This is a genomic window from Kurthia senegalensis (assembly GCF_000285595.1).
Taxonomy (GTDB): Bacteria; Bacillota; Bacilli; order Bacillales_A; family Planococcaceae; genus Kurthia; species Kurthia senegalensis.
Map to the genome: position 1 here is coordinate 643099 of NZ_HE611064.1, position 25824 is coordinate 668922.

The 25824-nt window shown below is 37.7% G+C and carries 23 protein-coding genes, 1 pseudogene and 1 riboswitch; of the genes and pseudogenes, 4 read left to right on the forward strand and 20 right to left on the reverse strand.

Going from position 1 to position 25824, the window contains the following annotated elements; all coding sequences use genetic code 11:
- Positions 1–6: 6 nt before the first annotated feature.
- From KSHG_RS03555 to KSHG_RS03570, 4 genes are all read right to left on the reverse strand, one after another.
- Positions 7–903, reverse strand: coding sequence for a LysR family transcriptional regulator (locus KSHG_RS03555; protein ID WP_010301920.1), 897 nt, complete (start codon positions 901–903; stop codon positions 7–9).
- Positions 904–1024: 121 nt separating this feature from the next.
- Positions 1025–1462 carry a cyclic-di-AMP-binding protein CbpB gene (gene cbpB / locus KSHG_RS03560; protein WP_010301923.1) on the reverse strand — a complete coding sequence of 146 codons (438 nt, stop codon included), beginning with the start codon at positions 1460–1462 and terminating at the stop codon, positions 1025–1027.
- A 139-nt stretch (positions 1463–1601) separates the two neighbouring features.
- Positions 1602–3707 carry an RNA degradosome polyphosphate kinase gene (locus KSHG_RS03565; RefSeq protein ID WP_010301926.1) on the reverse strand — a complete coding sequence of 702 codons (2106 nt, stop codon included), beginning with the start codon at positions 3705–3707 and terminating at the stop codon, positions 1602–1604.
- A gap of 3 nt (positions 3708–3710) precedes the next feature.
- Positions 3711–5249 (reverse strand): Ppx/GppA family phosphatase, encoded by a 1539-nt coding sequence (locus KSHG_RS03570; RefSeq protein ID WP_010301930.1) that lies wholly within the window; start codon positions 5247–5249, stop codon positions 3711–3713.
- 143 nt (positions 5250–5392) lie between these two features.
- Here KSHG_RS03570 and KSHG_RS03575 point away from each other — a divergent pair, with 143 nt between their 5' ends.
- Entirely contained in the window at positions 5393–5812 is a 420-nt protein-coding gene (locus KSHG_RS03575; protein ID WP_010301932.1) for a YkyB family protein, read from the forward strand.
- An 86-nt stretch (positions 5813–5898) separates the two neighbouring features.
- Here KSHG_RS03575 and KSHG_RS03580 read toward each other — a convergent pair whose 3' ends face one another.
- The 5 genes from KSHG_RS03580 to KSHG_RS03595 all read right to left on the reverse strand — a co-directional run bounded on the left by KSHG_RS03580 (position 5899) and on the right by KSHG_RS03595 (position 10479).
- Positions 5899–6801, reverse strand: coding sequence for a chemotaxis protein (locus KSHG_RS03580; protein ID WP_010301935.1), 903 nt, complete (start codon positions 6799–6801; stop codon positions 5899–5901).
- A 137-nt stretch (positions 6802–6938) separates the two neighbouring features.
- Complete coding sequence (locus tag KSHG_RS03585; RefSeq protein WP_010301937.1) at positions 6939–7799, reverse strand: NAD(P)-dependent oxidoreductase; 861 nt, start codon at positions 7797–7799, stop codon at positions 6939–6941.
- Positions 7800–7963: 164 nt separating this feature from the next.
- Positions 7964–9358: a YfcC family protein gene (locus KSHG_RS03590; protein ID WP_010301939.1), complete on the reverse strand. Its 1395-nt coding sequence runs from the start codon at positions 9356–9358 to the stop codon at positions 7964–7966.
- Between the two features lie 659 nt (positions 9359–10017).
- Positions 10018–10140, reverse strand: a complete 123-nt coding sequence (locus KSHG_RS19200; RefSeq protein WP_083844833.1) for an aspartyl-phosphate phosphatase Spo0E family protein — start codon at positions 10138–10140, stop codon at positions 10018–10020.
- A 150-nt stretch (positions 10141–10290) separates the two neighbouring features.
- Positions 10291–10479: a hypothetical protein gene (locus KSHG_RS03595; protein WP_010301942.1), complete on the reverse strand. Its 189-nt coding sequence runs from the start codon at positions 10477–10479 to the stop codon at positions 10291–10293.
- A 98-nt stretch (positions 10480–10577) separates the two neighbouring features.
- Between KSHG_RS03595 and KSHG_RS03600 the strand changes: the two genes are divergently transcribed.
- Positions 10578–10772: a YkvS family protein gene (locus KSHG_RS03600; protein ID WP_010301946.1), complete on the forward strand. Its 195-nt coding sequence runs from the start codon at positions 10578–10580 to the stop codon at positions 10770–10772.
- Between the two features lie 102 nt (positions 10773–10874).
- On the forward strand, positions 10875–11471 hold the full coding sequence (locus KSHG_RS03605; RefSeq protein WP_010301951.1) for a CPBP family intramembrane glutamic endopeptidase: 597 nt from the start codon (positions 10875–10877) through the stop codon (positions 11469–11471).
- Positions 11472–11517: 46 nt separating this feature from the next.
- Here KSHG_RS03605 and KSHG_RS03610 read toward each other — a convergent pair whose 3' ends face one another.
- From KSHG_RS03610 to KSHG_RS03645, 9 genes and pseudogenes are all read right to left on the reverse strand, one after another.
- Entirely contained in the window at positions 11518–11964 is a 447-nt protein-coding gene (locus KSHG_RS03610; RefSeq protein WP_010301955.1) for a MarR family winged helix-turn-helix transcriptional regulator, read from the reverse strand.
- A 218-nt stretch (positions 11965–12182) separates the two neighbouring features.
- Entirely contained in the window at positions 12183–13541 is a 1359-nt protein-coding gene (locus tag KSHG_RS03615) for a TrkH family potassium uptake protein (protein WP_010301958.1), read from the reverse strand.
- Positions 13542–13693: 152 nt separating this feature from the next.
- Positions 13694–14479, reverse strand: a complete 786-nt coding sequence (locus KSHG_RS03620) for a TerC family protein (protein ID WP_010301961.1) — start codon at positions 14477–14479, stop codon at positions 13694–13696.
- Between the two features lie 66 nt (positions 14480–14545).
- Positions 14546–14643: riboswitch (yybP-ykoY riboswitch) on the reverse strand.
- 66 nt (positions 14644–14709) lie between these two features.
- A complete protein-coding gene (locus tag KSHG_RS03625; RefSeq protein ID WP_010301964.1) occupies positions 14710–15261 on the reverse strand; it encodes an NADPH-dependent FMN reductase in 552 nt (183 codons plus the stop codon).
- 238 nt (positions 15262–15499) lie between these two features.
- Positions 15500–17074 (reverse strand): peptide chain release factor 3, encoded by a 1575-nt coding sequence (locus KSHG_RS03630; protein ID WP_010301968.1) that lies wholly within the window; start codon positions 17072–17074, stop codon positions 15500–15502.
- Between the two features lie 349 nt (positions 17075–17423).
- Entirely contained in the window at positions 17424–17636 is a 213-nt protein-coding gene (locus KSHG_RS17355) for a LysM peptidoglycan-binding domain-containing protein (protein WP_010301970.1), read from the reverse strand.
- On the reverse strand, positions 17633–18454 hold the full coding sequence (locus KSHG_RS17360; RefSeq protein WP_010301971.1) for a glucosaminidase domain-containing protein: 822 nt from the start codon (positions 18452–18454) through the stop codon (positions 17633–17635). Before KSHG_RS17360 ends, KSHG_RS17355 begins: the two co-directional genes overlap by 4 nt.
- Before the next feature lie 140 nt (positions 18455–18594).
- A pseudogene (locus KSHG_RS16045) lies at positions 18595–20066 on the reverse strand (UDP-N-acetylmuramoyl-L-alanyl-D-glutamate--2,6-diaminopimelate ligase).
- Between the two features lie 2 nt (positions 20067–20068).
- Positions 20069–21130 (reverse strand): M42 family metallopeptidase, encoded by a 1062-nt coding sequence (locus tag KSHG_RS03645; protein ID WP_010301975.1) that lies wholly within the window; start codon positions 21128–21130, stop codon positions 20069–20071.
- Between the two features lie 128 nt (positions 21131–21258).
- Between KSHG_RS03645 and KSHG_RS16050 the strand changes: the two genes are divergently transcribed.
- Positions 21259–22881, forward strand: a complete 1623-nt coding sequence (locus tag KSHG_RS16050; RefSeq protein WP_042231255.1) for an ATP-binding protein — start codon at positions 21259–21261, stop codon at positions 22879–22881.
- A 23-nt stretch (positions 22882–22904) separates the two neighbouring features.
- On the opposite strand, the gene KSHG_RS03655 is transcribed toward KSHG_RS16050, so the two are convergent.
- Both KSHG_RS03655 and KSHG_RS03660 read right to left on the reverse strand, forming a co-directional pair.
- Positions 22905–24281: an aldehyde dehydrogenase gene (locus KSHG_RS03655; protein ID WP_010301979.1), complete on the reverse strand. Its 1377-nt coding sequence runs from the start codon at positions 24279–24281 to the stop codon at positions 22905–22907.
- A gap of 533 nt (positions 24282–24814) precedes the next feature.
- A complete protein-coding gene (locus KSHG_RS03660) occupies positions 24815–25813 on the reverse strand; it encodes an inorganic phosphate transporter (RefSeq protein ID WP_010301983.1) in 999 nt (332 codons plus the stop codon).
- Positions 25814–25824: the final 11 nt, after the last annotated feature.

Below are 25824 nucleotides of genomic sequence, written 5' to 3' on the forward strand. Positions count from 1 at the left end.
GAAATTTCACTTATTTTTAGAATAATCATATAAACATTGCGCTTGTTGCTTCACAATGTCTGTAAATGCTTGTACTTGGCGGAGTTGTAAAGACGTTTCATAACCAATTAACCACGTATCTCGCGTTAATTCGAATGCTTCGGTATCTGCATTTAAATCGATTTTATGAATATTTTCATGTCCGCTTAATGTAATCGACGGTAAAATCGCATAACCAATCCCATTCAATGCCATTTGTTTACACGTTTCAATTTGGTCTACGATAATTTGATGTTTCGGATTAGACGTAAAATGGCGTTGCCACCATTGTTGAATTTCTTGATAGTAATTCGAGTCACTTTTAAACTGAATAAACGGTCTTTCCGTTTCAAATACTTCGTCTAACGATTCAATTTCTGTATCGACTAAATAAAGTGTATCGCGGAATAAATGTTCTTTCGGACCTTTCCAATCCGTATGACCACGTATAATGCCAATATGTGCTTCCCCTTCATAAATTGCTTTCAAAATTTCTGAACTCCACCCTGTAATAAGTGAAATTTTTGCATCTGGATAAAGCGTCACAAACTCTTTCAACACTTTCGGTAGCCACGTATGACCAACAATTGAAGCACACGCAATTTTTAACGTTCCGTGCACTTTCGAATTCAATGCTTGAATCGTTTCAAACACTTCTTCTCGTTTATTTAACATTTCATTTGCATACTGAATCACAAGTTCTCCAGGTGGTGTCGCTGTCAAACCTTTTTGGGAACGTAAAAACAACTTCGCTCCCCAGTCTTTCTCAATTGTTTGCAGGCGTTGTGAAAGAGCTGGCTGCGATAAAAATAAGCGTTCTGCCGCACGACGCATATTCCCTTCTTCTGCTAATACTTTCATCATTTCCGCTTCCGATGTCGTCATTAAAAAAACCTCCTAATAACATTAATTTCATTGTATCAGAGTAATTGAGAATCGTGTTCATATACGCTTAAAACGAAAAAAGATAGCCGAAACGACAAACGTTCCGCTATCTTTTTACTACTTATGATTGATAAACATATTTTTTTAATTGTTTTAAAATAACACGACGTGTCATAATGCCGACGAAATGATGGTCATCATCTACTACACATAAAAAAGCATGATTAATGACTAAATCTAACGCTCTTTTAAATGTTTCATGTACGTTCAATGTCGCAATTTGTTCATCCATTACATCATCTACACACGTATCTTCTAATTTTTCATATTCAATTCGTTCTAACCCTAAGATGGAATCCATAATCATTCGAGCACTGATCAAACCACAAAAATGAAATTGTGCATCAAGTACGGGAATTGCCGAATAACCACTCTTCGTCAGCACAAGTAATGCATGTTCTACGTTATTTCCTAATTGAACGTGTGCGACTTTTTCAGCAGGAATGATAAACTCTTCTACGGGCATTTCTAAAAACTCTCTTTTGCTCAAAGAAATCATCTTCCAGAACCCCTTTTTCTCTATTGCTTTTAAGTCCTTCTTTTTTCATCATATCATAAGCATCTCTTTTCATTCTACTCATAACATTTTGATAAAATCGATGAAAAGAATACTTATAGCAAAAGCAATCTAGCGTTATTTATTCTTCATCATTCAATACGCGATACGCTTGCTTCAGAAAAACATTTTGACTATCGACAGCCTTTTGACCACGTTGCTCTTTATAATGATACACCCCATTCGCATCTTGTACGCGTGCTTTCACATTATCTTCTAATTCTGTATTAACCGCATCCATAATACGTTGTTTAATCGTCGTATCAAAAATTGGGAATAAAATTTCCACACGTTTAATCATATTGCGCGTCATCATATCTGCCGAAGATAAGTATAATTTATTCTCCCCATTATGATGGAACCAATAAATACGCGAATGCTCTAAAAATCGCCCAACGATACTCGTCACCGTAATATGTTCACTAATGCCTGGAATACCTGGGCGTAAGCAACAAATACCACGAATAATCAAATCAACGTGCACACCGGCAATTGATGCTTCGTATAACTTCATAATTAAAGCTTTATCTGTAAGCGAGTTCATTTTAGCCTTAATAGCCCCGTTACCAAATTGTTTATGAAAAGCAATTTCTTCATCAATCAAACGTAAAAACGCATCCCGAATATCGTACGGGGATACGACAAGATGTCCAAAGTCTGGTTTATTCGTATAACCACTTAAATAATTAAAGAAGTTCGTCGCATCGACACCAATTTTTTTATTCGTCGTAATGATGCCCATATCCGTATAAATTTTAGCTGTCGCATCGTTGTAATTCCCCGTTCCTAAATGAACAAAGCGCTCAATACGACCTTGTCGTTTACGAACGACGAGCGTAATTTTAGAATGTGTTTTTAAATTGTGCATGCCATAAATAACGAGGCAACCCGCTTGCTCTAATTCTTTCGCCCAGTGTACGTTATTTTCCTCGTCAAAACGTGCCTTCAACTCAACGAGAACGGTTACTTGCTTGCCATTCTCCGCTGCTTGCTTCAATGCACGAATGACCGGTGAGTTGCCACTTACACGATACAACGTTTGCTTAATCGCTAAAACGTCTGGATCCTGTGCCGCATCTGTTACAAAATCAACGATCGGTTGGAAAGACTCGTACGGGTGATGGAAGAAAATATCTTCTTTTAATGCTTTTTCGAATAAATCTTCATCATACGCAAGTGATTCAGGTGCTTGCGGAATAAAACTTTCGTATTCAAGTGATTCGCGCCCTTCTGCGACCATCTTACAAAAACTGAATAAAAACGTTAAATCAAGAGGGCCATCTAAACGGAAAATTTGTGCATCCCAATCCTCTAATTCTTCTAAAAGAAATTCGAGTACGTTGTCATCAATTTCTCCTGAACGTACTTCAATGCGCGTCGTCGCTCCCCATTTTCGTTTCTTCAATTCTTTTTCAATTTCAACGAGTAAATCACGCGCGCCTTCTTCGTGAATCGTCAAATCTGCATTTCGTGTAAGTCGGAATGATTGAACGGATTTCACTTTGTATCCTAAAAATAGTTCATCGATGTTTTGAACGATCATATCTTCTAGCAATACGCCGCAAATTTCATCCATTGCACTTGGGATACGAATAACACGGTCTAGTACAGACGGTACTTGAACGATAGCTACTTTTTCTTTTAACTCTTCCTCATCATTTTGTTGCTCTAAAATGACGATTAAATTTTGCGTTTTATTTAATAATGTTGGAAAAGGACGATAGGCATCCACGGCAATTGGCGTCAATACTGGGAAAATCGTTTCGTCAAAATACGTTTGAACGTACTCGCGCTGTTCCACATTTAAATGCTTCGTTTTCAAAATTGAAATCTGTTCTTTCGGCAACTCGTTATAAACGAGCTGCTTGTATACGTCCATTTGACGTGTAATCAATTGGCGTGTACGCGCTTCAATACGCGCCAGTTGTTCTTTCGGCGTGAGCCCCGCTTTGTTTTCTGGTTTATGAAAATTCGCTTTAACTTGGTCTTGTAACCCTGCTACACGTACCATAAAAAACTCATCTAAATTCGAGCTAAAGATTGCTAAAAAACGTAACCGTTCTAACAATGGATTACGTTCATCTTCCGCTTCTTCTAATACGCGTTCATTGAAGGCTAACCAGCTTAATTCTCGGTTGTTATAATATTTTGGTAAAGCAATTTCTTCTAAGGTAGCTAACTGATTCATACTTTATCCTTCCTCTTCTATAAATTTTAAAACGATTGGCTTTTTCACAATGCGCTCAATATGTTTCGCTTGTCGATTCGTTCGATATTGTTCTGCCAACGAGTTACGACTCGTATAAATATGAACTTCCACCGTATCTTCTCGGTCGAACAAACGAATTTTGCGTACGACATTTCGTTGCGTCGCATCTAGCGCATAAGCAAATTTTAAAATGGCTCCTAATTCTTGAAACATTTTCAACTCTTGGTCCCCATACCAATGCTGAAACGGCTCAGAATATCGTTTAAAATTATCTTTATTTTTATAAGATGCTAACAGAGCAAGCCTTACTCTTTCTTTATGATTCAATCCATCGATTGCACGGTTCGATAAGATATAGAAAGTATGCTGGCTCGCAGCGTCCTTATCAATATATTCCCCTAAAAAATAAACTTTAGCGGCTTGTTGCAAATAGCGTAAATTCGTCGCATTCCAACTCACAGCACCAATCGAACCGAGCTGCGCATAAAGCATGCTCGCTAAATAATCGTGATGTGCGATTTGGCTATGATCTTTATTAAATTCTGTACATAAAAATTTCGCCGTCGTTGAAAACACATCGTAACGATCAAACGCATGCGGATCTCGTTTTAAGATCATTTGAATAACGAGTCCTTCCCGCAACCCTTTACGACTAAATTGGAATTTTTGAGCACCAACGACGTCCATCAATGCATGGAACACTTCAATAACCGGTCCGATAATGTCTGCACGATCACTCGATAGGCCGTCTAATTTTTGAAGTTGCTCTAATTGCATCGTCGTTAGTTTTTCCGCAATGGCGACGAAATCTTCTCGCGTAATTCGATATTGATGTACACCTGATAGTGGATAATCTTGACGATGCTGGTCATACGTTGCCATATTCCTCGCACTACCACCGATTCCAATAACCGGTAGATTCAACCCTTTTAACCACGGTACACGTTCAAACTGCTCTTTCGCAAACTCATAAACAGCGCGTCTTTCAGAACTTGTTAATACGTCGCCTGATACGAACTGTTGCTTCAAAGATACCGAACCGAAAGGCAAGCTAATCGAATCGACGAGTTCTTTTTCATCGAAGTACGTCAACTCCGTACTACCGCCCCCCATATCAATCGTAACACCGGATGGAGTAGACGTCGTATGTACGACCGCATAATACCCGTAAAAAGCTTCTTGTTCTTCTGACAGCAATTCAATATCAAATCCTACATGATCTTTCATTTGTTGAATGATTTGTGCACCATTTTTCGCTTGGCGCACAGAAGCCGTCGCAATTGCTCGCGTATGCACGACTTCATAATCTTCTAAAATCACCTTGAATGACGTCAAAATGGATTGTAATAAATCAATTCCTTTTTGCGCTAACCATCCTTCTTCATTTAAAAAACTACGGAGTCTCGCTACCGCTTTAATATTCTCTATTTCTTTTAACCCTGTTTTGGCACTATATTGATAAATAACGAGGCGAACGGTATTCGAACCGATATCAATAATAGCTGTTTGATACGTCGTCATGAAAGCACATCCTTTATCGTTCATTTAATTGAATTATCATACAATCATCTATACTTTCTACTTAAAGCTTGTTAAAATAATGAAGACTTTAAATTGAATGGCCTGATTTTCCTTAAAAATCATCTTGGGAAAGGAAGGTTGACATGATTTCATCTATTTCAGATCAACGACTAGCATTAGCCATCTTCACTGTTAATAAGCATGCCAAAACAGCTCCAAACAATCAGTATTTATACGCATTAAAGCGTGAAGCACTTCAAAAGATGATCGATGAAAAGCGCGCGAATAAAGTAGGCCTGCACTTCGTCCAACGAGCGAAATATAGTCAACAAAATTCCGTTGTTGTCGTACAATGCGCAGACTACTTCTTTCATACATTGCCAACGAAACAAGATATGAAACAACTTTCACATCTTGGCTCATTAGATCCACAATTTCGAAATCCACAAGGTCATATGAGTTTAACAGAGGCAAAACGATTGCTTTGCACGTATACGAACCGTCCGATTAAATCAGCTTCTCCACCTAAATTGCGTGGCACCGGCTATTTTCAAGGCTATTAATGTAAAAAGAAAGCGCGTTGCTACAACGCGCTTTCTTTTTACTTGAAGAAGACGCTCGTTCTTACTTCGACTCGTATTATTCGCCTTTACAAGACGTGTTCATCAATTTTTAAAATAAGCTCCGCAATTTCTGGTTTACTAATTTGATCCTCTGCCCCTACTTCAAGACCTTTATGGCGCAAATCATCTGTAATTAAGCTTGAGAAAATAATGACCGGTAATTTTTGGAGTGCTGCATCTGATTTAATTTTCTTCGTCAGATGATGTCCATCCATTTGTGGCATTTCAATATCTGTTACGACTAGCTGCACGTAATCTGCAATGTCGCCTCTTTTCGCACTAAATGCTAAAAAATCGTAAGCGTCTTTCCCATTTTCGAAAAACTCCACATTGACATAACCCGCTTCTGTTAGCGTATCATTCAATAGTTTACGAAGAAGTGGCGAATCTTCTGCAACGACAATTTTCTTGTCGCTGCGGCTACGTTCCCCTAATTTTTTAACCGATTCAATTTGAATACCTGATTCCGGATTAATATCGACCATAATACGCTCGAAATCTAATAGTAATAACATTTTATCATCACGTTTAATAACGCCGATTACTTGTGAGCCACCACCTTGATACATATCAGATGGTTTTTCAATTTGATCCCATGAAATACGGTGAATTTTCGTCACATTGTCTACATGGAATACAACTTTTTGTTTGTTAAACTCTGCAACGATATACTTTTGTTGATCTCCGTACTGCTGCACGTTCATGCCAAGAACTTTTTGCATATCAACTACTGGCAATACTTCTCCGCGTAGTTGAACAATCCCTTCCACGTTCGGATGAGCATGTGGAATAAATGTTACTGGAATCGGTTGAATAATTTCTTTCACTTTAATAACGTTAATACCAAATTTATTATTCGCTACTTCAAATTCAACAATTTCCAGCTCATTCGTTCCACTTTCTAATAAAATCCCTTTATTACTTTCCATTGAACAATCGCCCCCTCAGGCTTTTTATTAATACCATTGTATCATAGCGGATAACAACAAACATAGACAAAAATCACACATAACAAGGCGATTCAATGTCAATATAAAAGGACTTTGAAACTATTTATTCATTCATTTTACGCATTATACAGTTCAATCAACGCTTGTGTACCTTTTAAATCAAACCCTTTGGCAGACAGTTCATCGTACATTGATTTAGCTAATGTTAACCCCGGTAAATTCAAATTCATGCGTTCTGCTTCTTCGAGTGCAATGCCCATATCTTTAATAATGTGCATAATATAAAACCCTGGTTCTTGATCTCCTTGAAGCATTCTCGGTGCTAAGTTCGTTAAAGACCACGAACCTGCCGCACCAGATGAAATGGATTTCAATACGCTTTCCATACATAAACCAGCTTTTCTACCGTAAGCAATCGCTTCACAAACGCCAATCATATTCGTCGCAATCGCAATTTGATTACACATCTTCGTATGCTGACCACTGCCCGCAGTACCTTGGTACACAATATTTTCCCCAATTATGTCGAAAAGTGGTACGAGTTTTTCGTATGTGGCTTTTTCTCCGCCTACCATGATCGATAGCGTTCCATTTTGTGCCCCGATATCCCCACCTGAAACAGGTGCATCTAACGCTTCCATTCCTAGTTTTTTCGCATGTTGCGCAATTTGAATAGCGAGTGCCGGTTGTGACGTCGTCATATCGACGACAATCTTCCCTTGCTTCACCGCTTCAAAAATTCCGTGTTCACCAAAATACACTTCTTCCACGTCTTTCGGATATCCGACCATCGTCAAAATAACGTCAGCTGCAGTCGTTGCACTTGATGCAGTAGCATGCCAAATAGCGCCACTTTCTACGAGCGATTGTGCTTTTTCTTTCGTACGTGTATAAATATGTACTTCATGATTTGCTTGCAACAAATTATTTATAATCCCTTTTCCCATAACACCTGTACCGATAAACGCGATTTTCATGAATGAAATCCCCCTTTTATTATTATTGTATCAAAAAAATTTGAAAGTTAAGACAATCATAAACCGATTTTTACAATTCTCGAACAAATATACATTTTTAATGTATAAAAAAGAAGCCATGATTTAGAAATCACGGCTTCTCATTGCAATGTCTATATTTTTTATTAGAAAGGACCGTAGTTCATAAAATGAGCTGCGATTAAGAATAAAATACTTACAACGACTTGTGCAAGGAAGAATGGGAAATACCAACGTACCCATTTATTCCAAGGAATACCTGCAACAGCAAGTGCTGCAATTAAAGCACCGTTCGTCGGGAATAATAAAGCCGCAATCCCGTCACCTAATTGGAAAGCTAATACCGCTGTTTGACGTGTTACGTCTACTAAATCGGCAAGTGGTGCCATAATTGGCATCGTTAATGCCGCTTGACCACTTTGAGACGGTACGAGGAAGTTAATAACCATTTGTAAGAACATCATAACAACGGCTGTTAAGGCAGATGGTACACCTTCTAATAAACCGCTCATGAAGTGCAGCATCGTATCTAGTAAACCACCGTTTTGGAATACGACTAACACCGCTTGTGCTAAACCGATAATTAATGCCCCACCGATTAATTCACTTGCACCTTTTACGAAATTATCCGCAATTGCTGATGGGCTTAAGCCACCAACAATCCCCATAATAATACCAGCTAATAAGAATAAACCAGCTAGTTCTGGAATGTACCAATCGTATAATTTTACACCTAAAATTAATACGACAAAGTTTAATAAAAAGACGATTAATACGAGTTTATGACGAAACGTCATTTTTAATTGTTTATCTTTATCTTTCGGGCTAAATTTTTCGAACTTGCCGTAAATACCTAGCTCCGGATTTTTTTGTACTTTTGAAGCGTGACGATAAATAAAAATAGATGCCATCACAACGAATACTGCAAAAATAATTAAACGTAATCCCATTCCTGAGAAAGTAGGTAATTCCGCAATACCTTGCGCTACAGCTGTTGAGAATGGGTTTAAGAAACCGGCTGTGAAGCCCATCCAAGCACCCATTACAACGATTGCAAAACCTGTAACCGCATCAAATCCTAATGCGATCGTTAACGGTACGATTAAAGCAACGTATACGGCTACTTCATCACTCATACCCATTGTAGAACCACAAACTGCAAAGAATAATACAAAGACAGGGATCATTAATTTTTCTTTACGTTTCATTTTTTCAGCAAACGTGACGATAAACGTATCTAACGCGCCTGTTGCATTCATAATACCGAATACACCACCGATGATTAGTACGAAGAAAATCGTACCTGCACCGTTCACCATACCTTCGTGAATACTCGTGAAGATATCTAAAAATCCGACCGGTGTATTTTCTATAAATTTAAATGAGTCTGCGATGATGACACTGTGACCATCTTGATCTTTCGTGTCGTAATGTCCAGCTGGCACGATGTACGTTAAAATAGCCGAAATGACAAGCAAGCCAAAAATTAATACGTATGCATTAACGCCACCAGAAAGACCTTTCTTTTCTTTTAGTTTCATTTTCTTATTTCTCCTCTTATACTAACGTCTATATATGATATATGACTTAAATTTCTTTTTCAAAGCAAAAATAATTATACATATAATATGATTTTTATACAAGTGCTTTCTTCATAATTATTCATTGGAATTCGGATTTTCATTTATTAAGAAAAGGTCGGAATTTTTAGTATTTATTCTATATAAAATCTACTTGTAAGCATACCTCTTTATAATAGGAAGAAACATACTCTTAAAAATAATGATGTATACGCCCGTCATAAAAGCTTTCTTAGTTCTTCTAGTAAAAAAGAAACAACATACCTTTTCTTGCACACTACTCCATTACTGTGATAATTGTTCATTATTTTCCTTTTCTCGTTTTCACTTTTGTTCTTTTTCAAATGAAAAAAGGTCAAAAAGACTAAGAAGCATACCATACTTCCCCTTTATGAAAATGACATTTTTCTCTAAATTCACTTCCATAAAAAGTCGATTGAATTTTTTAACGTTGATGTTCTTTTCCCTTCTATATAACTTTCTGAGAACGTATACCTATCGTAATCATTCATAAAAAGATTTTTTCTACAGACTAATCTCCTTATGATTGCACAATCTTCTCACAAAAAAGCACTTTCGAAAAATAAATTTCCGAAAGTGCTCGATAATTTGTCGTTAGATTAAACGTTTCTTTCTTCTTTTTCAACGTGAAATTGGTACAAATTTAAAAGGTCATCAAGTTTTTTACTCAATTGGATGGTTTCATCATTCAAAAAGCCCTTTTCGAGCCCTGATTGAATCATTTTTTCACGTGTAGATTCTAATTTTTTAGTAGTGCATCAGACATCATCGTTCCATCCTCCCTTTACAATTTATTTACCATCATAGCTGTTCATTATTATACTATTATTTCCACTTGACTGTAGATGAAAGTTTCGGCAAAATTCGACATTTTAACTTCTTGCAACGTCACTATAAACGTATGAAATATTGCCACCTTGTTGTGCAATTCCTCTAAAATGTTTAAAATCTTCTCTTTTGATTAATTTTTCTCTTATTTCATAAAATTCATTTTTATCGACATGGATTATTTCTATAGTACCCATTTTTAAGTCTTCTAACTCTTTTTCATAATCTCTCAAATAAATACACCCTTTTTTTATTATTTAATAGTTTTTATTTTACTTTTTTTGAAATTCATGCACAATGTTTACATTATTGAATGAAGGAGTTGTTAGTTATGGAAGAAAAAGCTGAACTAGGCAACGTCATTGAATTTGGTGACGGTTTACAAGGAATCGTCGAGAAAGTAAACGAAAACTCGGTTATTGTAAATGTAACATATATGGAGAATTTCAATAGCTTAGAAATGGAAGAACGTACAGTTGTGAATCATAAACGCTATAAAGTAATTGCGAATTCTGCAGCTCAATAAGTATATTATTACATACTACATGCTATGTAACATAAAAAAATGCGTTGACGTAATACTGTATGGCCGTCCAATATGGACGGTTTTTTCACGTAAGGAGGATTTATGAATCGATATACAATCAGTTTTGTTTTTTCAATAATACTCGTAGTATCGTGTATGACCTATAGTTTCCATCAGCCACATACATTTTGGTACATCTATTCTTTCACGATGCTCGTGAGTGCAATTTTTTCTAAAACTTTTTTAAAAGTATATGATGAATTGTCTACGTTTAAATATTTAATTAGTGGCTTATTATTAGGTGGAATCGGTTATGCTTGTATTTTTGGACTGTATTTACTACTCCCTGAAAATGCAGAACGTGCTGTACAACATTTTTTAGTTCACTTTGCACCGACAACACTTTTTGAATATTTAATGCTCATTTTAATTATTGCTCTAACAGAAGAACTATTTTGGAGGGGGTACGTGCAAGGATTTCTAATGAAATATATGAGAACGTCCTTTGCAATTGTTACGGCTGCTCTGTTATTTAGCTTACCGTTCTTATTTAATGGCTTTTATTTATGTAGCGTCGCCACTTTCATTTGTGGCATCGTCTTTGGTATTTTATATGAGCGCCTTAGAAGTATGCCGCTACTCGTCATTACACATATCTCGCTCATTTCATTACTATTCATTTTACTACCGTTATATTAAAAAAAGAGGAATCGCCTAATCGAAGCGATTCCTTTTTTTAATACGTCTAATAAGATAAGTCTTTTATAGATAAGCCTAATTTTTTTAGTAGTTGGATAGCTGTTTCTTTTTCCGTTGGATTTAAGGCATCCATTAATTCATGTAATTTCTTCTCATGAACAGGGAAAATTTCGGTCATAAAGGCTTTCCCCTTCTCCGAAATTTCAGCATACGTTACACGACGGTCAGATGGACACGCAAGACGCTCTAAATAACCACGTTTTTCAAGTTTATCAATGACGTACGTAATCGATCCACTCGCTAGTAAAATTTTATTGCCGATTTGTTGAAGTGGTTGACGCCCTTTATGATACAACAATTCCAAGACAGCAAATTCTGTCGGATTAAGTCCCTGCTCTTGGAAAAATTGATTCGTTACTTCGTTAATTGCTTTATGTGCGCGTGACAAAACGATATATAACTTTAATGATTGTTCTATTTCTGGTGAAGACATCTTATCATCCTTTTTTGTTCAATTAGACTTATTATAGCGATACCGTTTTTACTTTGTCAAAAAGCGTTACTTCTATAAAAGATAGACATGACTTCTACAATTGACGAGATCAAGTAATTGAACGCTTCTCGTTAGAACGATACTCCTTGCATAATAGACGCTATTTTTCTAGCGTTACAAAAAAACGTTGAACGAATAACGTCCAACGTTTTCTTGCATTAACCTGTAATGACACGTTCTTTCGGATAATGGAATTTCGTTTTTTCTGACTTACCTCCAATTGAGAACAAGAACGATATTAAGCCGACACGTCCGATGAACATAAGCAGCATAATAATACATTTACCTATTGTTGATAAATCTTCCGTTAAGCCTAATGACATACCACACGTACCGAATGCAGATGTAATTTCAAAAATAATTTCGATTAAAGAAGCGTGCTTTTCGGTAATCGATAAAATCATCGCCGAAACGAGTACCATAATGATTGCGAGTAAAATAACCGCATATGACCGGAAAATATCGATTAAATAAATTTCCCGTTTGAACACGTGAATTTCTTCTCTTCCGCGCGCAAAGTTATAAAGAAACAATGCAGCTAAAGCGAAAGTCGTCGTTCTAATCCCCCCACCGACAGAACTCGGTGACGCTCCAATAAACATCATAAAACTTAAAAATAAATCCGTCGCTTCATGAAATTGTGTGACATCTACGGTCGTTAAACCACCTGAACGAGTTGAAGACGATTGAAACATTGCTGCAAAAAGTGCTTCATGCCAAGACATCTTTTTGAATGATTGAAAAGATTCAATTAGTAAAATTCCTATTGTTCCCCCAACGAAAAGGGCTAAATACGTAACGGACGTAATTTTAGCAAACAAAGAGAAACGAAAAGCACGTGGTCCTCGGTGCTTAATAAAATTTTTCACTTCAATTAAAACAGGGAACCCAATCGCACCGAGCGTAATGAGTAACATATTGATGACTTGGACGAAATAGTCTCCTTTAAATGGTGCAAGTGACTGACCTGTAATATCGAATCCGCCATTTGTTGTCGCAGAAATGGATGCAAAAACTCCGTTTAAAAGTGCATCTCCAAACGTTTCGAAATACGGTGTAAAATAAAAATATAGCGTTAAAATAAAAGCGCCTACTGCTTCGATTAATAATAAAATTTTAACGATTTCTTTAATCAGTTGTACGACACCAGATAAATTATATTGATTGTGGTCGACCATAATTAATTGACGCTCACGTAAGCCAATTTTTTTCCCTACGACGAGCCATAAAAATGTACCGACTGACATAATGCCGATTGCGCCAAACTGCATGACGACGAGTAACATGACGATGCCAAACAATGAATATGTTTCCGATATATTCACAGCAGTTAGACCCGTCACACTGACCGCACTCACTGCCATAAATAAATTGTCCATCCATGAAACGTGAACGCCAGGCTTATGTACACCTGGTAAACTTAACAAGATGAAAGAAACAGTCATTGCCACAAAATAATAAGAAACAATCGCCTGAAATGGCGTCGATCGTTTTTTAATTTTTTTAATAGCGCCCATAAAATCGAGTCCTTTCACAAAAACCTTCATATTCTACTGTATTGTATGCAAAAAGAACAGAAAAAGAAAGAATGTCTTAAGCATCAAAATTGTCAATCACTTCACAAAAAAAAGCATGTCGAACGCGTAACGCGTCCTTCATGCTTTTCTTATTACCCTCGTTGTTGCTTTTTAGAACTTCTAACACCCATCACATAACCACCGACTGCGATTACGACTAGAACTGTCCAGAAAACAGCTTTCCAAGCGAATGAATGTGGGAAATGCTCATCTAATATACCGACATCTTTATGCGCTAATGTCATAACTGTTAATTTCACGCCGACCCAGCCGACAATTAAAAATGCCGCTGTTTCAAGTTGTGGATATTTTTGTAGCAATTTCACGAACGCTTGTGCAGCGAAACGCATAATGACAAGTCCGATAACGCCACCTAAGAACATGACGGTGAATTGTCCACCGTTAATACCACCAATGTCCCAGTTGCCCCAGTGAGGTAATGTTACAGCAAGTGCTACTGCCGCAAGCATTGAATCAATCGCAAACGCTAAATCGGCCGCTTCTACTTTTACGACCGTCATCCAGAAACCTGAACCTTTTTTCTTTTTCGATGGTTCATCTGAATGCTCATCTGAATGCTCATCGTTCTCTTCTTTATGCTTTCGTAAATCGATAATGTTTTTCACACTGATGAATAATAAGTAGGCCGCACCAATTGCTTGTACCCACCACCACTCTACGATTAATGTGATCATGAATAATGCACCGAAACGCATGATGAATGCACCAATCAAACCGTAAAATAATGCTTTTTTCTGTTGTGCTTTCGGTAAATGTTTTACCATAACTGCCATGACGACTGCGTTATCTGCCGCCAGTAATCCTTCTAATACGATCAGTACGAGTAATACCCACCCATACTCTAACAATAAATCCATATCGTTTCCCCCTTTTTTGAACAAACAAAAAGAGACCCATGCCTAAATAAAGGCAAAGGTCTCACTAAGCAATTAAATTTGCTCTTATAACCGATGGCACGAGCCATGTATTGACGACTATAAGTACAGGACGCATCCTGTAGCTACTCCCCCTTGACAGATGTCAAAAGTGTATTCTATTTGTTGTTATAAATAGTATATCAAGGGCTGTGTAGAAAGTAAAATGATTTCTACTTACCTTGCTGTTTTTGTACGAATGTGACGAATTGATCGGTTACGACATGTAAAAATTGTTCGGTCGCTGCATCTGTTAGTTGCCCATTTTCATCAAACTTCGTATGCACGCTGCCGACTACGACTTGGTAACTCCCTGCTAAAAATGGTGAATCAATTCCGGGTGAACGAAGGACATCATATAAGTGTCCTTGCGCTTTCACCGTGCCAAGAGCGCCCATAGAGGCTCCCATCACGAGCGACGGTTTCCCGACCATTACTTTGTCGACACGACTTAGCCAATCAATTGCATTGACGAGTACGCCTGGCATCGTTCCGTTGTATTCAGGCGTGAACCAAATGACCGCATCCGCTTCCGCTACACGTGCTTTAAACTGTTTCACTGCTTGAGGTGCTTCATTTTCAATATCTTGATTGTACAAAGGAAGGTCTTCTAAAGTTAATACGTCTAACTCAAATTTATCCGCAAAACGTGTCGCAACATAGTTCGCTAACATTTTATTAAAAGATTGTTTTCGTACAGAACCAACAATACCAACTATTTTCATATGCACAAAGCCTCCATTTATCTCAGTTTCGAGGTAATTTTAACGTGATTTATTTTAGAATTCAACTCACACATACTTGGAATAAAAAATTCCTCATTTTGCTCTATATTTGGTCATTTTCAATATAAATATATGGACCTGTCATTCGTTTAAAAAAAGGCATATTTTATAAAATTATTGCGTCTGCACATAAAAAAGAAGCCGTGCATGATGCACGACTTCCCCGTTACCGATTGAATTATAATAAACTATATAGCTCAATTTCTGGGTATTTATCTTCAAACCAACGCAGAGCGAACTGATTTTCAAATAAAAATACTTTATTGCCGAAGCGGTCATTCACTAAAATAGAACGTGGCCCTGTCATTGAATCTTTAATGTCTTCTTCATTGCGAATCCAGCGTGCCATTTTTTGACCGATGTTTTCCATTATAACGTCTACATTGTATTCATTTTTCATACGGTTTTCGAACACTTCAAATTGTAATTGTCCGACCGCACCTAAAATAATATCTTCTGTAAATAACGTTTTGTAATATTGAATCGCACCTTCTTGTACAAGTTGGTCGATCCCTTTATGGAAATGTTTTTGTTTCATTACGTTTTTCGCACTTACGCGTACGAATAACTCTGGCGTGAATTGAGGAAGGGCTTCAAATTCGAATTTTTTCTTTCCGCCGACAATCGTGTCTCCGATTTGGTAGTTCCCTGTATCGTATAAACCTAAAATATCACCGGCTACCGCTTCATTTGCTGTTTCACGGTCATCCGCAAGGAATGTTGTCGCTTGTGTAACTTTGAATGATTTACCTGTACGGTTCATCGTAATGTTCATACCACGTGTGAATTTACCTGAAACGATACGTACGAATGCGATACGGTCACGGTGAGCTGGGTTCATATTTGCTTGAATTTTGAATACGAAACCTGAGAAATCGTTATCTGTCGGTTCTACAATCGTTTCTTGTTCTGTTAAACGAGGTTGTGGACCAGGTGCGAATTTCAAGTATGTTTCAAGGAATGTTTGAACACCGAAGTTCGTTAAAGCTGAACCGAAGAACACAGGTGTCAATTGACCTTTGCTGATTTTCTCTTCAGAGAATTCATTTCCTGCTTCGTTCAATAATAAAATATCATCAAGTGCTTGTGTGTAATAAGATGTTTTCGTCATATCATTTTCTACATCGATTGAACCTTCTTCATTCAATGGAATGAAACGGTCTTCCTCTTCTGTACGGAATTGTTCGATGCGTCCATTGAAACGATCGTAAATACCTAAAAATTCTTTCCCCATACCGATTGGCCAGTTCATTGGATACGCGTTAATGCCTAATACTTCTTCTAATTCTTCGATTAGTTCTAACGGTTCTTTACCTTGACGGTCCAATTTGTTAATGAATGTGAAAATAGGAATACCACGCATACGACAAACTTGGAAAAGTTTTTTCGTTTGTGCTTCAATCCCTTTCGCAGCATCAATAACCATGACTGCACTATCGACAGCCATTAACGTACGATACGTATCTTCCGAGAAATCTTGGTGCCCCGGTGTATCTAAAATGTTTACGCGGCAACCGTCATAATCAAATTGCATAACAGAAGATGTTACAGAAATACCACGTTGTTTTTCGATTTCCATCCAGTCAGATGTTGCGAATTTACCAGTTTTTTTCCCTTTAACTGTACCGGCGTCACGAATGGCACCACCAAAGTATAAAAGTTTTTCAGTAATAGTCGTTTTACCAGCATCAGGGTGAGAGATGATGGCAAAGGTACGACGTGACAAAATATCTTGTTCTAATTTAGTAGTCATATTGTTCTCCTTTATGTTCAATCAAAATACATCGAATTTGAAACGAATCTATTATTTATTACATCGGCAATCACCTTTGCAAATTATTTCTTTCATCTGTTCCTTAACTTATCAAGTATATCAAAAATTAAGACACGAAAAAAGCTACCTACTTATAAAATTTACGTAGGTAGCTCGGAAATACGTTACGCTTTCGTTACGCGCAGCTGTTGACCAATTTTAATCGTTGTCGTCTTCAGCTTATTCCATTTTTTTAAATTCGTTGTGGTCGTACCATTCTTCTTAGCGATTTTCGTTAACGTATCCCCTTTTACTACTTTTACTGTTGCTTTAGCCGTCGCCGTTAATTTTAACTTTTGACCGACTTTAATCGTTGTGGAAGAAAGACCGTTCCATTTTTTAAGTTCTTAATCGTGACGTTGTATTGTTTCGATACTTTCGTTAACGTATCGCCTTTTTTAACGGTATGTACAGTCGCTTTCTTTTTCACTGTCGTTGCTTTGACAGCTTTTTTGTCCGAAACGAATAATTTTTGACCGATGAAAATCGTCGTCGTCTTCAATCCGTTCCACGCAACGATTTTTTCGTTGTCGTATTGTATTTTTTCGCAATAGCTGACAACGTATCCCCTTTTTTCACCGTATACTTCGTACCAGTTGTTAAAGTCGTCGTATTACTTACTTGTGTCACCGTTGAATTCGTCGTCGTACTAGTCGTCGCTTTTTTCGGATCGTATTTCGTTAAATCGTATTTTGCGATGACATTATTTAATTTCGTTCCATAATGCGTATCTGTCGCGTATGTACCAGTTAATGCAGCCGTCGCATCTTTGTAAGAACGTGTATTTTCAAGCCATGTTTTTTGATAATATGTAGCATTCCAACTTAAACCGTAGCGTAATTTTTTCGCATAATCTTCTAATGATTCACGGTAAGAAGGGTACTTACGGAACTTCGCCGTAATCGTATAATATTGTCCTTTACCGTTATCTTCTAAAGTAGGTAAGCTTACCGATTTACCATTGTACGTTCCCTTCATTCCGAATAAATTGAAGTTCGGTGCAGATGCTAATTTACTTAAACCATACTGACTCTCAAGTACCGCTTGTGCCATCATTACAGAACCGTACAAGCCATATTGTTCAGATAATGCGACAACGTCCGGTGCAATCGTATCCATGAACGTATCGACTGCTGGGATAGCGCTTTGTACTTGCGCATACACTTTCGCATTTTGTGTTGCTGTATTAGACGTAATGTTACTTACGGTTTCTTCTCGTTGTTGCACTTCTGTCACTGCAGATGAATTCATTGTACATAGCGTTGTAGAAGCCATCATTGCTGTCATTGCCGCAACGATCCATTTTTTCTTTTCGTGCATTTAATCATTCCATTCTCTCAGTGCTAAACCTCTTCCAAATAAAAGGCCTATCCTAGCATAACACATTTATAAAAGAACAAAAACACAATAAAAAAATAGCGTAAACAGCCGATTTTTACGACGCTTACGCTAACTTTTTATTATTTCATGAATTTCTTCGTAGCTTCATCTAAAGCGATTTCAGCATCGCTATGTGGGTATTTCGTATTTTCGATAATTTGATAGTTTTCATGACCTTTACCAGCGAATAAAATTAAATCGCCTTCTTCAGCCATTTGTACAGCGTGGCGTACCGCTTCTTCACGGTCCCCAACACATGCATAGTTACTATGTTCCATACCTTTTTCTAAATCACCCATAATCGAATCATACGCTTCGTAACGTGGATCATCTGTCGTTAACACAACGTATTCCGCTTTTGACGCTTTACGTGCCATATCTGGACGTTTCGATTTATCACGATTACCACCTGTACCGATGACGAAAATCATTTTATTTTTTTTGTAAGGCATTGCCGCGTCGATTGCTTTTTCAATCGCATCTGGCGTATGCGCATAATCGATGAAAATATCAATTGGTAAATCCCCAGTTGGTACGCGCTCCATACGACCTTTAATCGCTGTTAAGCTTTCTAATTGTTCAATGACTTCTGGTAAGGCATATCCTTTTGCATAAAGTGCTGCAACAGCTGCTAATGCGTTGTATACGTTAAATTCTCCGAGTAATTTTAACTCAACTGGGTAATCACCATCTGGTGTCACCATCGTGAACGCTGTATGTTCATCGTGGTATTCAACATTTATTCCGCGGAAATCGGCTTTTTCATCTTTTAGACCGTACGTCCAAATTGGGAACGGTGTTAAATATTCATATTTTTCGCTCCAAGCGTCATCACTATTTAAAACGACATGCTTGTCTTTCGTTAAGTCTTGACCAAGTTGTGCAAATAACATCCCTTTTGCATTCCCGTAGTTTTCCATTGTTTTGTGGAAATCTAAATGGTCTTGCGTTAAATTTGTGAAAATGGCTACGTCAAAGTCAATACCTGCAACACGACCTAATACGAGGCCGTGAGAAGAAACTTCCATCACCATTGCACGACAATTTTCTGATTTAGCGCGGAAAATCATTTGTTGCGTTGAAAGTGCGTCACTCGTCGTGTTGGAGGATTGATAAAGCGTCCCGTTAATGTCGAAACCAATCGTTCCTTTAAGAGCTGATTTAATCCCTAAACCGAGAAGCATTTTCTCTAACATGTTCGCAACAGTCGTTTTACCGTTCGTTCCTGTTACACCAATCATCGTTAAATCATTTGATGGGTAATCAAAAAAGCGGTTTGCTAATAAACCGATAGCACGGTCTGTATTTTTCACGATAACTTGTGCTGCATTTCCTTCTAATTGTAATGGACGTTCTGTAATGATGACTGTCGCACCGCTATTCACTGCTTGTTGTGCGTAATCATGTCCATCTACTGTATAGCCTTTAATACAAATGAAGACGCATTTTTCTTCAACATTACGAGAATCGATGGCCATATTGCGTACTTCTTCAGGTAAAGTACCGATGATTGTTTTTTAGGTAAGCATTGTAACAATTGCTTAGTTTGCATAGTTAATCCTCCAGTTCATCGATCATAGGAGACAACACGTAAGCGTGCAGAAGTGCTGCTGTGTGGCGTAAAGAATCGACATGTGTACGTTCATACGCATGGGATGATTCAATACCTGCACCGAAAAGTGCATGACGTACATCAAAACCGGCACGAATTGCTGCCGAAGCGTCCGAACCATAATGCGGATAAATATCGAGTTTGTAGTCAATATCATTGTCATTGGCAAGTGCTACTAACTGACGAGTTAATTCATAGTGATAAGGGCCACTTGAATCTTTTGCGCAAATAGAAACTGTATATTCATCAGATTGTTGGCCATCCCCAATTGCACCCATGTCTACAGCAATATATTCGACTGTTTTTTCTGGCACGCTCGCATTGCCACCATAACCGATTTCTTCATTATTTGAAATATAAAAATGTGTTGTGTACGGCAAGATGAGTTGTTGCTCTTTAATTTGTTTCAATAGTTGGAGCAACAACGTCGTACTCGCCTTATCGTCTAAATGACGTGATTTTACGAAGCCAGATTTTGTGTATTCAAAACGGTTATCGAAAGAAACAAAATCGCCCACTTCAATACCGAGTTGACGCGTTTGTTCTGCAGATGTTGTTTTCTCATCTACGCGTACTTCAATATGTTTTTCGTCACGTGGTAACGTACCGACACCATCGTAGACGTGGACAGATGTTTCGTGCATTAATATAGTACCACGAATTGCCTCTCCTCGTGCGGTATGAATTGTACAATATTCACCTTCTACCGCATTCCAACGAAAGCCTCCAATCATAGATAGGGCTAAACGTCCCGAAGGTTTAACTTCTTTTACCATTGCTCCGAGTGTATCGGTATGCGCTGTTAATAAACGATGGCGTTCATCGTTCGTTCCTTTTACTGTTGCGATGAGCGCTCCTTTGTTCGTACGTACGAAATCTACCCCGATTTTCGTAAGCATGTCTGCCATTACATTCATAATATTTGTTGTGAATCCTGATGGGCTAGCGATGTTCGTTAATGTTTCTAACAACTGAACGGTTTCTTTTTCATTAAAAATGCTCATTTCTTTTATCCCCTTTGTGTATTGAAGACAGCATTGCCTACAAATTTATTCCATCATATCAAAATATGACTTTTTACGACAACGACAAATCATGTATGATAGTACTATCAAGTATTCGAGGTGTCTTTATGGAGAACTCTACTAGTTTACGCAGAAGAAATCAATTCATGTTGTTTACGATGACAGCAGGGATGTTCCTTTTTTGCTTATTGTGCGTCATTCGGAATTTACCTTACCCGATGACAGCGAGTATTTTATCATTTTTAGCTTCTGCTGCCTTAACGGCCATTTTTTTAGCGAAACGCATTAATGAGCGCTCGATTCGCATCTTAACAATTATATTTTTAAATGTGATTGGTCTCATAACTATTTTTAATACAGAAAATCCGTATTATTTAACTTTTCTCATACTCGGATTATTTATGTTTTCTATTTATATGTCTTTCATTATAAATATAATTATGACGATCGTTGTTACTGTTGAAATTGCGTTAATCGTCTCATTCCACTTTCCTACATTATTGGAAGACCTCGCACCGCATCAACTATTTTGGCTAACGCTTTCGCTTCTTTTCTTTTTCACATTCAGTTGTATTCAAATGCTCTATTTATACAATTCATCTAAAATAATCGAAGCACAGCATAATGATATGGAAATGAAGTTCGAATCACGTGAAGGGTATTTAAATTTATTTTTCGAAAATGCGAAAGATAGCATTGCCGTTTTTGATAAAAACAACCGAGTTGTCGCTGTCAATCCCGCATTCACACAGCTTTATGGTTGGACGAGTGAGGAGAGTATTGGGAAAAGTATTCCTATGGTCCCACCAGAAGCATACGAAATGGCACAAAAGCGCATTCAAGGCATGCTCAGTGGTCAAAGTTATGATTTGTTACAAACGAAAGATATGCGAAAAGATGGCACAATTTTCGATGCCGAAGTAACGTTGTCTCCAATTTTAGATACGCACGGTCAAGTCATCGCTACATCAGTCATTACACGTGATGTCTCGTATCGTAAAGAAGCAGACCAATTACGACTGCAATCAGAAAAATTACAAACAGCCGGAGAAATCGCTGCAGGTGTCGCACACGAAGTACGAAATCCACTATCTGTTATTTCTGGGTTTATTCAAGTAATGAATGAAGACCCGCATTCACCTTATACGTTTTACACAAATTTAATCGAAAAAGAAATTGATCGAATTCAATTAATTGTTAATGAATTTTTAGTCCTTTCCCGCCCACATACAGAAGAGCCGAAAGTATTTAAAATCGATACAATTTTACAAGATATTTTAGTTTTCTTTTCACACGAACTCGAAATTAAAAACATTATTTTAACGACAAACTGGCTCGAAGAAAATATTTGTATTAAAGGCGATCCAAACCAGCTGAAACAAGTGCTTATTAACATTATTAAAAATGCAATTGATGCCATTGAGGCAGAAGGAAATATCGACATTACATTCCAAAAAGAAGATGATCGCCATATCGGTATTCACATTGCAGATGATGGACTCGGTATGAAACAAGAAACCGTCAATCGAATTTTTCAACCGTTCTATACGACGAAAGAAAAAGGAACAGGGCTCGGCATGATGATCTGTGAAAAAATCATTACCGAACATAAAGGAAAAATTGAAATTGATAGTACGTACGGTCAAGGAACGATTTTTTCAATTACACTTCCGATTTGCACGAAAGAAGAAAAAAATAAAATGTTAAAAAAAGCTTCTGAAAACGCATAATCGTTTTCAGAAGCTTTTTTACTTTAACGCATAATCGTTTTAACAAGTTTCACTTTTTTCTTATACGGTGGGAATAATACGTTCGTAGAAAGTTTCGTTGAGCGTTTCAAAACGGATTTCGCATGTGTGAAGCACTCAAAGCTTGCTTTCCCGTGATAATTCCCTGCACCTGATTCACCGACACCACCGAACGGTAAATGAATCGAACCGACATGTGTAATCGTATCGTTAATACAGCCGCCACCGAACGGTAGATTAGCTAAGAAATAATCGACTGCTTTATCTGTTTCTGTGAATAAATAAGCCGCAAGTGGTTTCGGTTTTTTCTTAATTAAACGAATGGCTGTTTCTAAATCTTCATAAACTAAAATCGGCATAATCGGCCCGAAAATCTCATCTTCCATAATGGCACTATTCCATTTTACATCTTGTAAAATAGTCGGTGCGATATATAAATCTTCTCGATCACGCTCGCCACCCATTAACACGTGATCTTTCATTTCATTTAATAAGCCGTTTAAACGATCAAATTGACGTTCGTTGACGATTCGACCATAATCTTTTGATGTTTGTGCATCTTTGCCATAAAACTTTTGTAATGTTTTTTTAAGCTGGCGTAAAAATGGGACTTTCACTGATTCATGTACGAGTACGTAATCTGGTGCGACACACGTTTGACCTGCATTCGTAAATTTCCCCCATGCAAGACGTTTCGCTGCTACTTCCAAATTAGCCGTTTGATCGACGATTGCAGGACTCTTACCGCCAAGTTCTAACGTGAATGGTGTCAGACGTTCTGCACAAGCACCCGCCACAATTTTGCCGACTGCTACGCTACCTGTGAAGAAAATAAAGTCGAACGGTGCATGAATTAATTGTTGTACGACGTCTTTCTCCCCTTCAACGACTGCGACGTATTCTGGTGAAAATGTTTCTTCAATAATGTGACGAATGATTTGCGTCGTATGCGGTGTGGATTCAGACGGTTTAACGATTGCTGTATTCCCCCCAACAATTGCGCCGATAAGTGGTTCAATAACGAGTTGGAATGGGTAGTTAAATGGTCCGATAATACACGTAACGCCGTACGCATCTCGAACGATCATACTTTTCCCAGGTTGGAATTGAATTGGTGTCGACACGTTGATTGGATGCATCCATTCTTCTAAATGTTTTAACATGTGGCTAATCGAGTCATACACAATACCGATTTCCGTCGCAAATGCTTCGAATTCGCTCTTATGTAAATCTCGATGCAATGCCTCCATTACACGTTTTTCATTTTTTGAAATCGTTGCCTTCAGTTTCTTTAATTGCTCTTTACGAAACGTAATAGATTGTGTTTCCCCACTGTCAAAAAAAGCACGTTGCTTTTCCATTAACTGTTCAATATGTGCCATTTTCCATAAGCCCCTTTCAAATTTCCTTCGTATTCGAATTGTACCATTTCTCGCTCATTTCTTACCATTCATATATATTTGAAACATATTATAAAAAAGGATTGCTTTTTTTATAATATGCGTATAATTAATTATTAGGTGCCAAACCTATTGCTATTCTTTATTGAATAGCAGACTTACTCGCTCATAACAGCCGGATTGCTGGAGCGAGTTTGTTTTTTTCGGCGGGAAGGATGAGCTCCCGCCTTTTATTTTTGTCTAAAAATGAACGTATATAGTGTATAGGAGAACAGACTTCTTTGTAGAAGACTGTTCTCTTTTTTTCTACCTCATCTAATTTTCAACCGACATTCGAACAAATAAAAAAGAGACTGGGACAAAACACGTCATTTTTCTTTTTTAGCGTTCGCAACGAAAAACCGGAACCGCGCCACAGCGCGATTCCGGTTTTTCTTATGCTCATATGAGAGGTGATTTCTGCACGTATGTCCCAGCCTCTTTAAATAAAGCAATCTTACTTAGCTGCTCTTACTTTATACGAATAAGTTTAATAGTAAGTAAATACCACCAGCTAATAATGCTGAGATTGGCAACGTAATAATCCAAGTTAGTACGATTTTACGTGCTACGCCCCATTTAACGCCTTTCACACGTTGTGCCGCACCAACTCCCATAATCGCTGAAGAAATAACGTGTGTCGTTGATACAGGCAAGTGAATTAACGTTGCACCGAAAATAATAGAAGCTGAAGATAAATCAGCTGCGACACCATTTACAGGACGGATTTTCATAATTTTACCGCCGACCGTTTTGATGATTTTATAACCACCAATTGACGTACCAAGACCCATTGCTAATGCACAGGCAAAACGAACCCAACCTTGTACGTCATCGTTCGTTTGAAGACCTGCAGCAATTAAAGCCATCGTAATAATCCCCATCGCTTTTTGTGCATCGTTCGTACCGTGTGTAAATGCTTGAATAGCTGCCGTACCAATTTGTACTGTACGGAACCCTTTATTCGTTTTATATAGATTAAATCCTTTAAATATAAATTTAAACAGTGTCATCATAATGAAACCGACAGCAATCGCAATAAATGGTGATAAAATTAACGCTTGAATAATTTTAATAAAACCATCGTAGTTTAAAGAGGCAAAACCTGCTGCAGCAATTGCTGCACCCGCGATTGAACCGATAATTGCATGTGAAGAACTTGATGGGATACCGAAGTACCATGTTACTAAGTTCCAAATAATTGCTGCTAATAATGCTGCTAAAATAACGAGCGTCCCATTTTGCAATGCAAATGGATCCACGATATCTTTCGTGATGGCTTTCGCTACACCTGTAAACGTAATCGCCCCAACAAAGTTCATGATTGCAGCCATGATTACAGCTGTTTTCGGCGGTAGCGCACGCGTCGAAACAGAAGTCGCAATCGCATTCGCCGTATCATGGAAACCATTAATAAAGTCAAATACTAACGCAAAAATAACGACTAAAATCGTTAAAAGTATAAGCGTATCCATTCGTTCACCCT

Bases quoted from the DNA above. Each gene is read 5' to 3' on its own strand.
- KSHG_RS03575 (WP_010301932.1), top strand. From the start codon at position 5,393: ATGATTTCATCTATTTCAGATCAACGACTAGCATTAGCCATCTTCACT.
- KSHG_RS03600 (WP_010301946.1), top strand. From the start codon at position 10,578: ATGGAAGAAAAAGCTGAACTAGGCAACGTCATTGAATTTGGTGACGGT.
- KSHG_RS03660 (WP_010301983.1), bottom strand. From the start codon at position 25,813: ATGGATACGCTTATACTTTTAACGATTTTAGTCGTTATTTTTGCGTTA.
- KSHG_RS03585 (WP_010301937.1), bottom strand. From the start codon at position 7,799: ATGAAAATCGCGTTTATCGGTACAGGTGTTATGGGAAAAGGGATTATA.
- KSHG_RS03625 (WP_010301964.1), bottom strand. From the start codon at position 15,261: ATGAAAATAGTTGGTATTGTTGGTTCTGTACGAAAACAATCTTTTAAT.
- KSHG_RS03630 (WP_010301968.1), bottom strand. From the start codon at position 17,074: ATGACTACTAAATTAGAACAAGATATTTTGTCACGTCGTACCTTTGCC.
- KSHG_RS03555 (WP_010301920.1), bottom strand. From the start codon at position 903: ATGACGACATCGGAAGCGGAAATGATGAAAGTATTAGCAGAAGAAGGG.
- KSHG_RS03605 (WP_010301951.1), top strand. From the start codon at position 10,875: ATGAATCGATATACAATCAGTTTTGTTTTTTCAATAATACTCGTAGTA.
- cbpB (WP_010301923.1), bottom strand. From the start codon at position 1,462: ATGATTTCTTTGAGCAAAAGAGAGTTTTTAGAAATGCCCGTAGAAGAG.
- KSHG_RS17360 (WP_010301971.1), bottom strand. From the start codon at position 18,454: ATGCACGAAAAGAAAAAATGGATCGTTGCGGCAATGACAGCAATGATG.
- KSHG_RS03610 (WP_010301955.1), bottom strand. From the start codon at position 11,964: ATGTCTTCACCAGAAATAGAACAATCATTAAAGTTATATATCGTTTTG.
- KSHG_RS03645 (WP_010301975.1), bottom strand. From the start codon at position 21,130: ATGAGCATTTTTAATGAAAAAGAAACCGTTCAGTTGTTAGAAACATTA.
- KSHG_RS16050 (WP_042231255.1), top strand. From the start codon at position 21,259: ATGGAGAACTCTACTAGTTTACGCAGAAGAAATCAATTCATGTTGTTT.
- KSHG_RS03655 (WP_010301979.1), bottom strand. From the start codon at position 24,281: ATGGCACATATTGAACAGTTAATGGAAAAGCAACGTGCTTTTTTTGAC.
- KSHG_RS03615 (WP_010301958.1), bottom strand. From the start codon at position 13,541: ATGGGCGCTATTAAAAAAATTAAAAAACGATCGACGCCATTTCAGGCG.
- KSHG_RS03580 (WP_010301935.1), bottom strand. From the start codon at position 6,801: ATGGAAAGTAATAAAGGGATTTTATTAGAAAGTGGAACGAATGAGCTG.
- KSHG_RS19200 (WP_083844833.1), bottom strand. From the start codon at position 10,140: ATGATTCAATCAGGGCTCGAAAAGGGCTTTTTGAATGATGAAACCATC.
- KSHG_RS03565 (WP_010301926.1), bottom strand. From the start codon at position 3,707: ATGAATCAGTTAGCTACCTTAGAAGAAATTGCTTTACCAAAATATTAT.
- KSHG_RS03570 (WP_010301930.1), bottom strand. From the start codon at position 5,249: ATGACGACGTATCAAACAGCTATTATTGATATCGGTTCGAATACCGTT.
- KSHG_RS03590 (WP_010301939.1), bottom strand. From the start codon at position 9,358: ATGAAACTAAAAGAAAAGAAAGGTCTTTCTGGTGGCGTTAATGCATAC.
- KSHG_RS03620 (WP_010301961.1), bottom strand. From the start codon at position 14,479: ATGGATTTATTGTTAGAGTATGGGTGGGTATTACTCGTACTGATCGTA.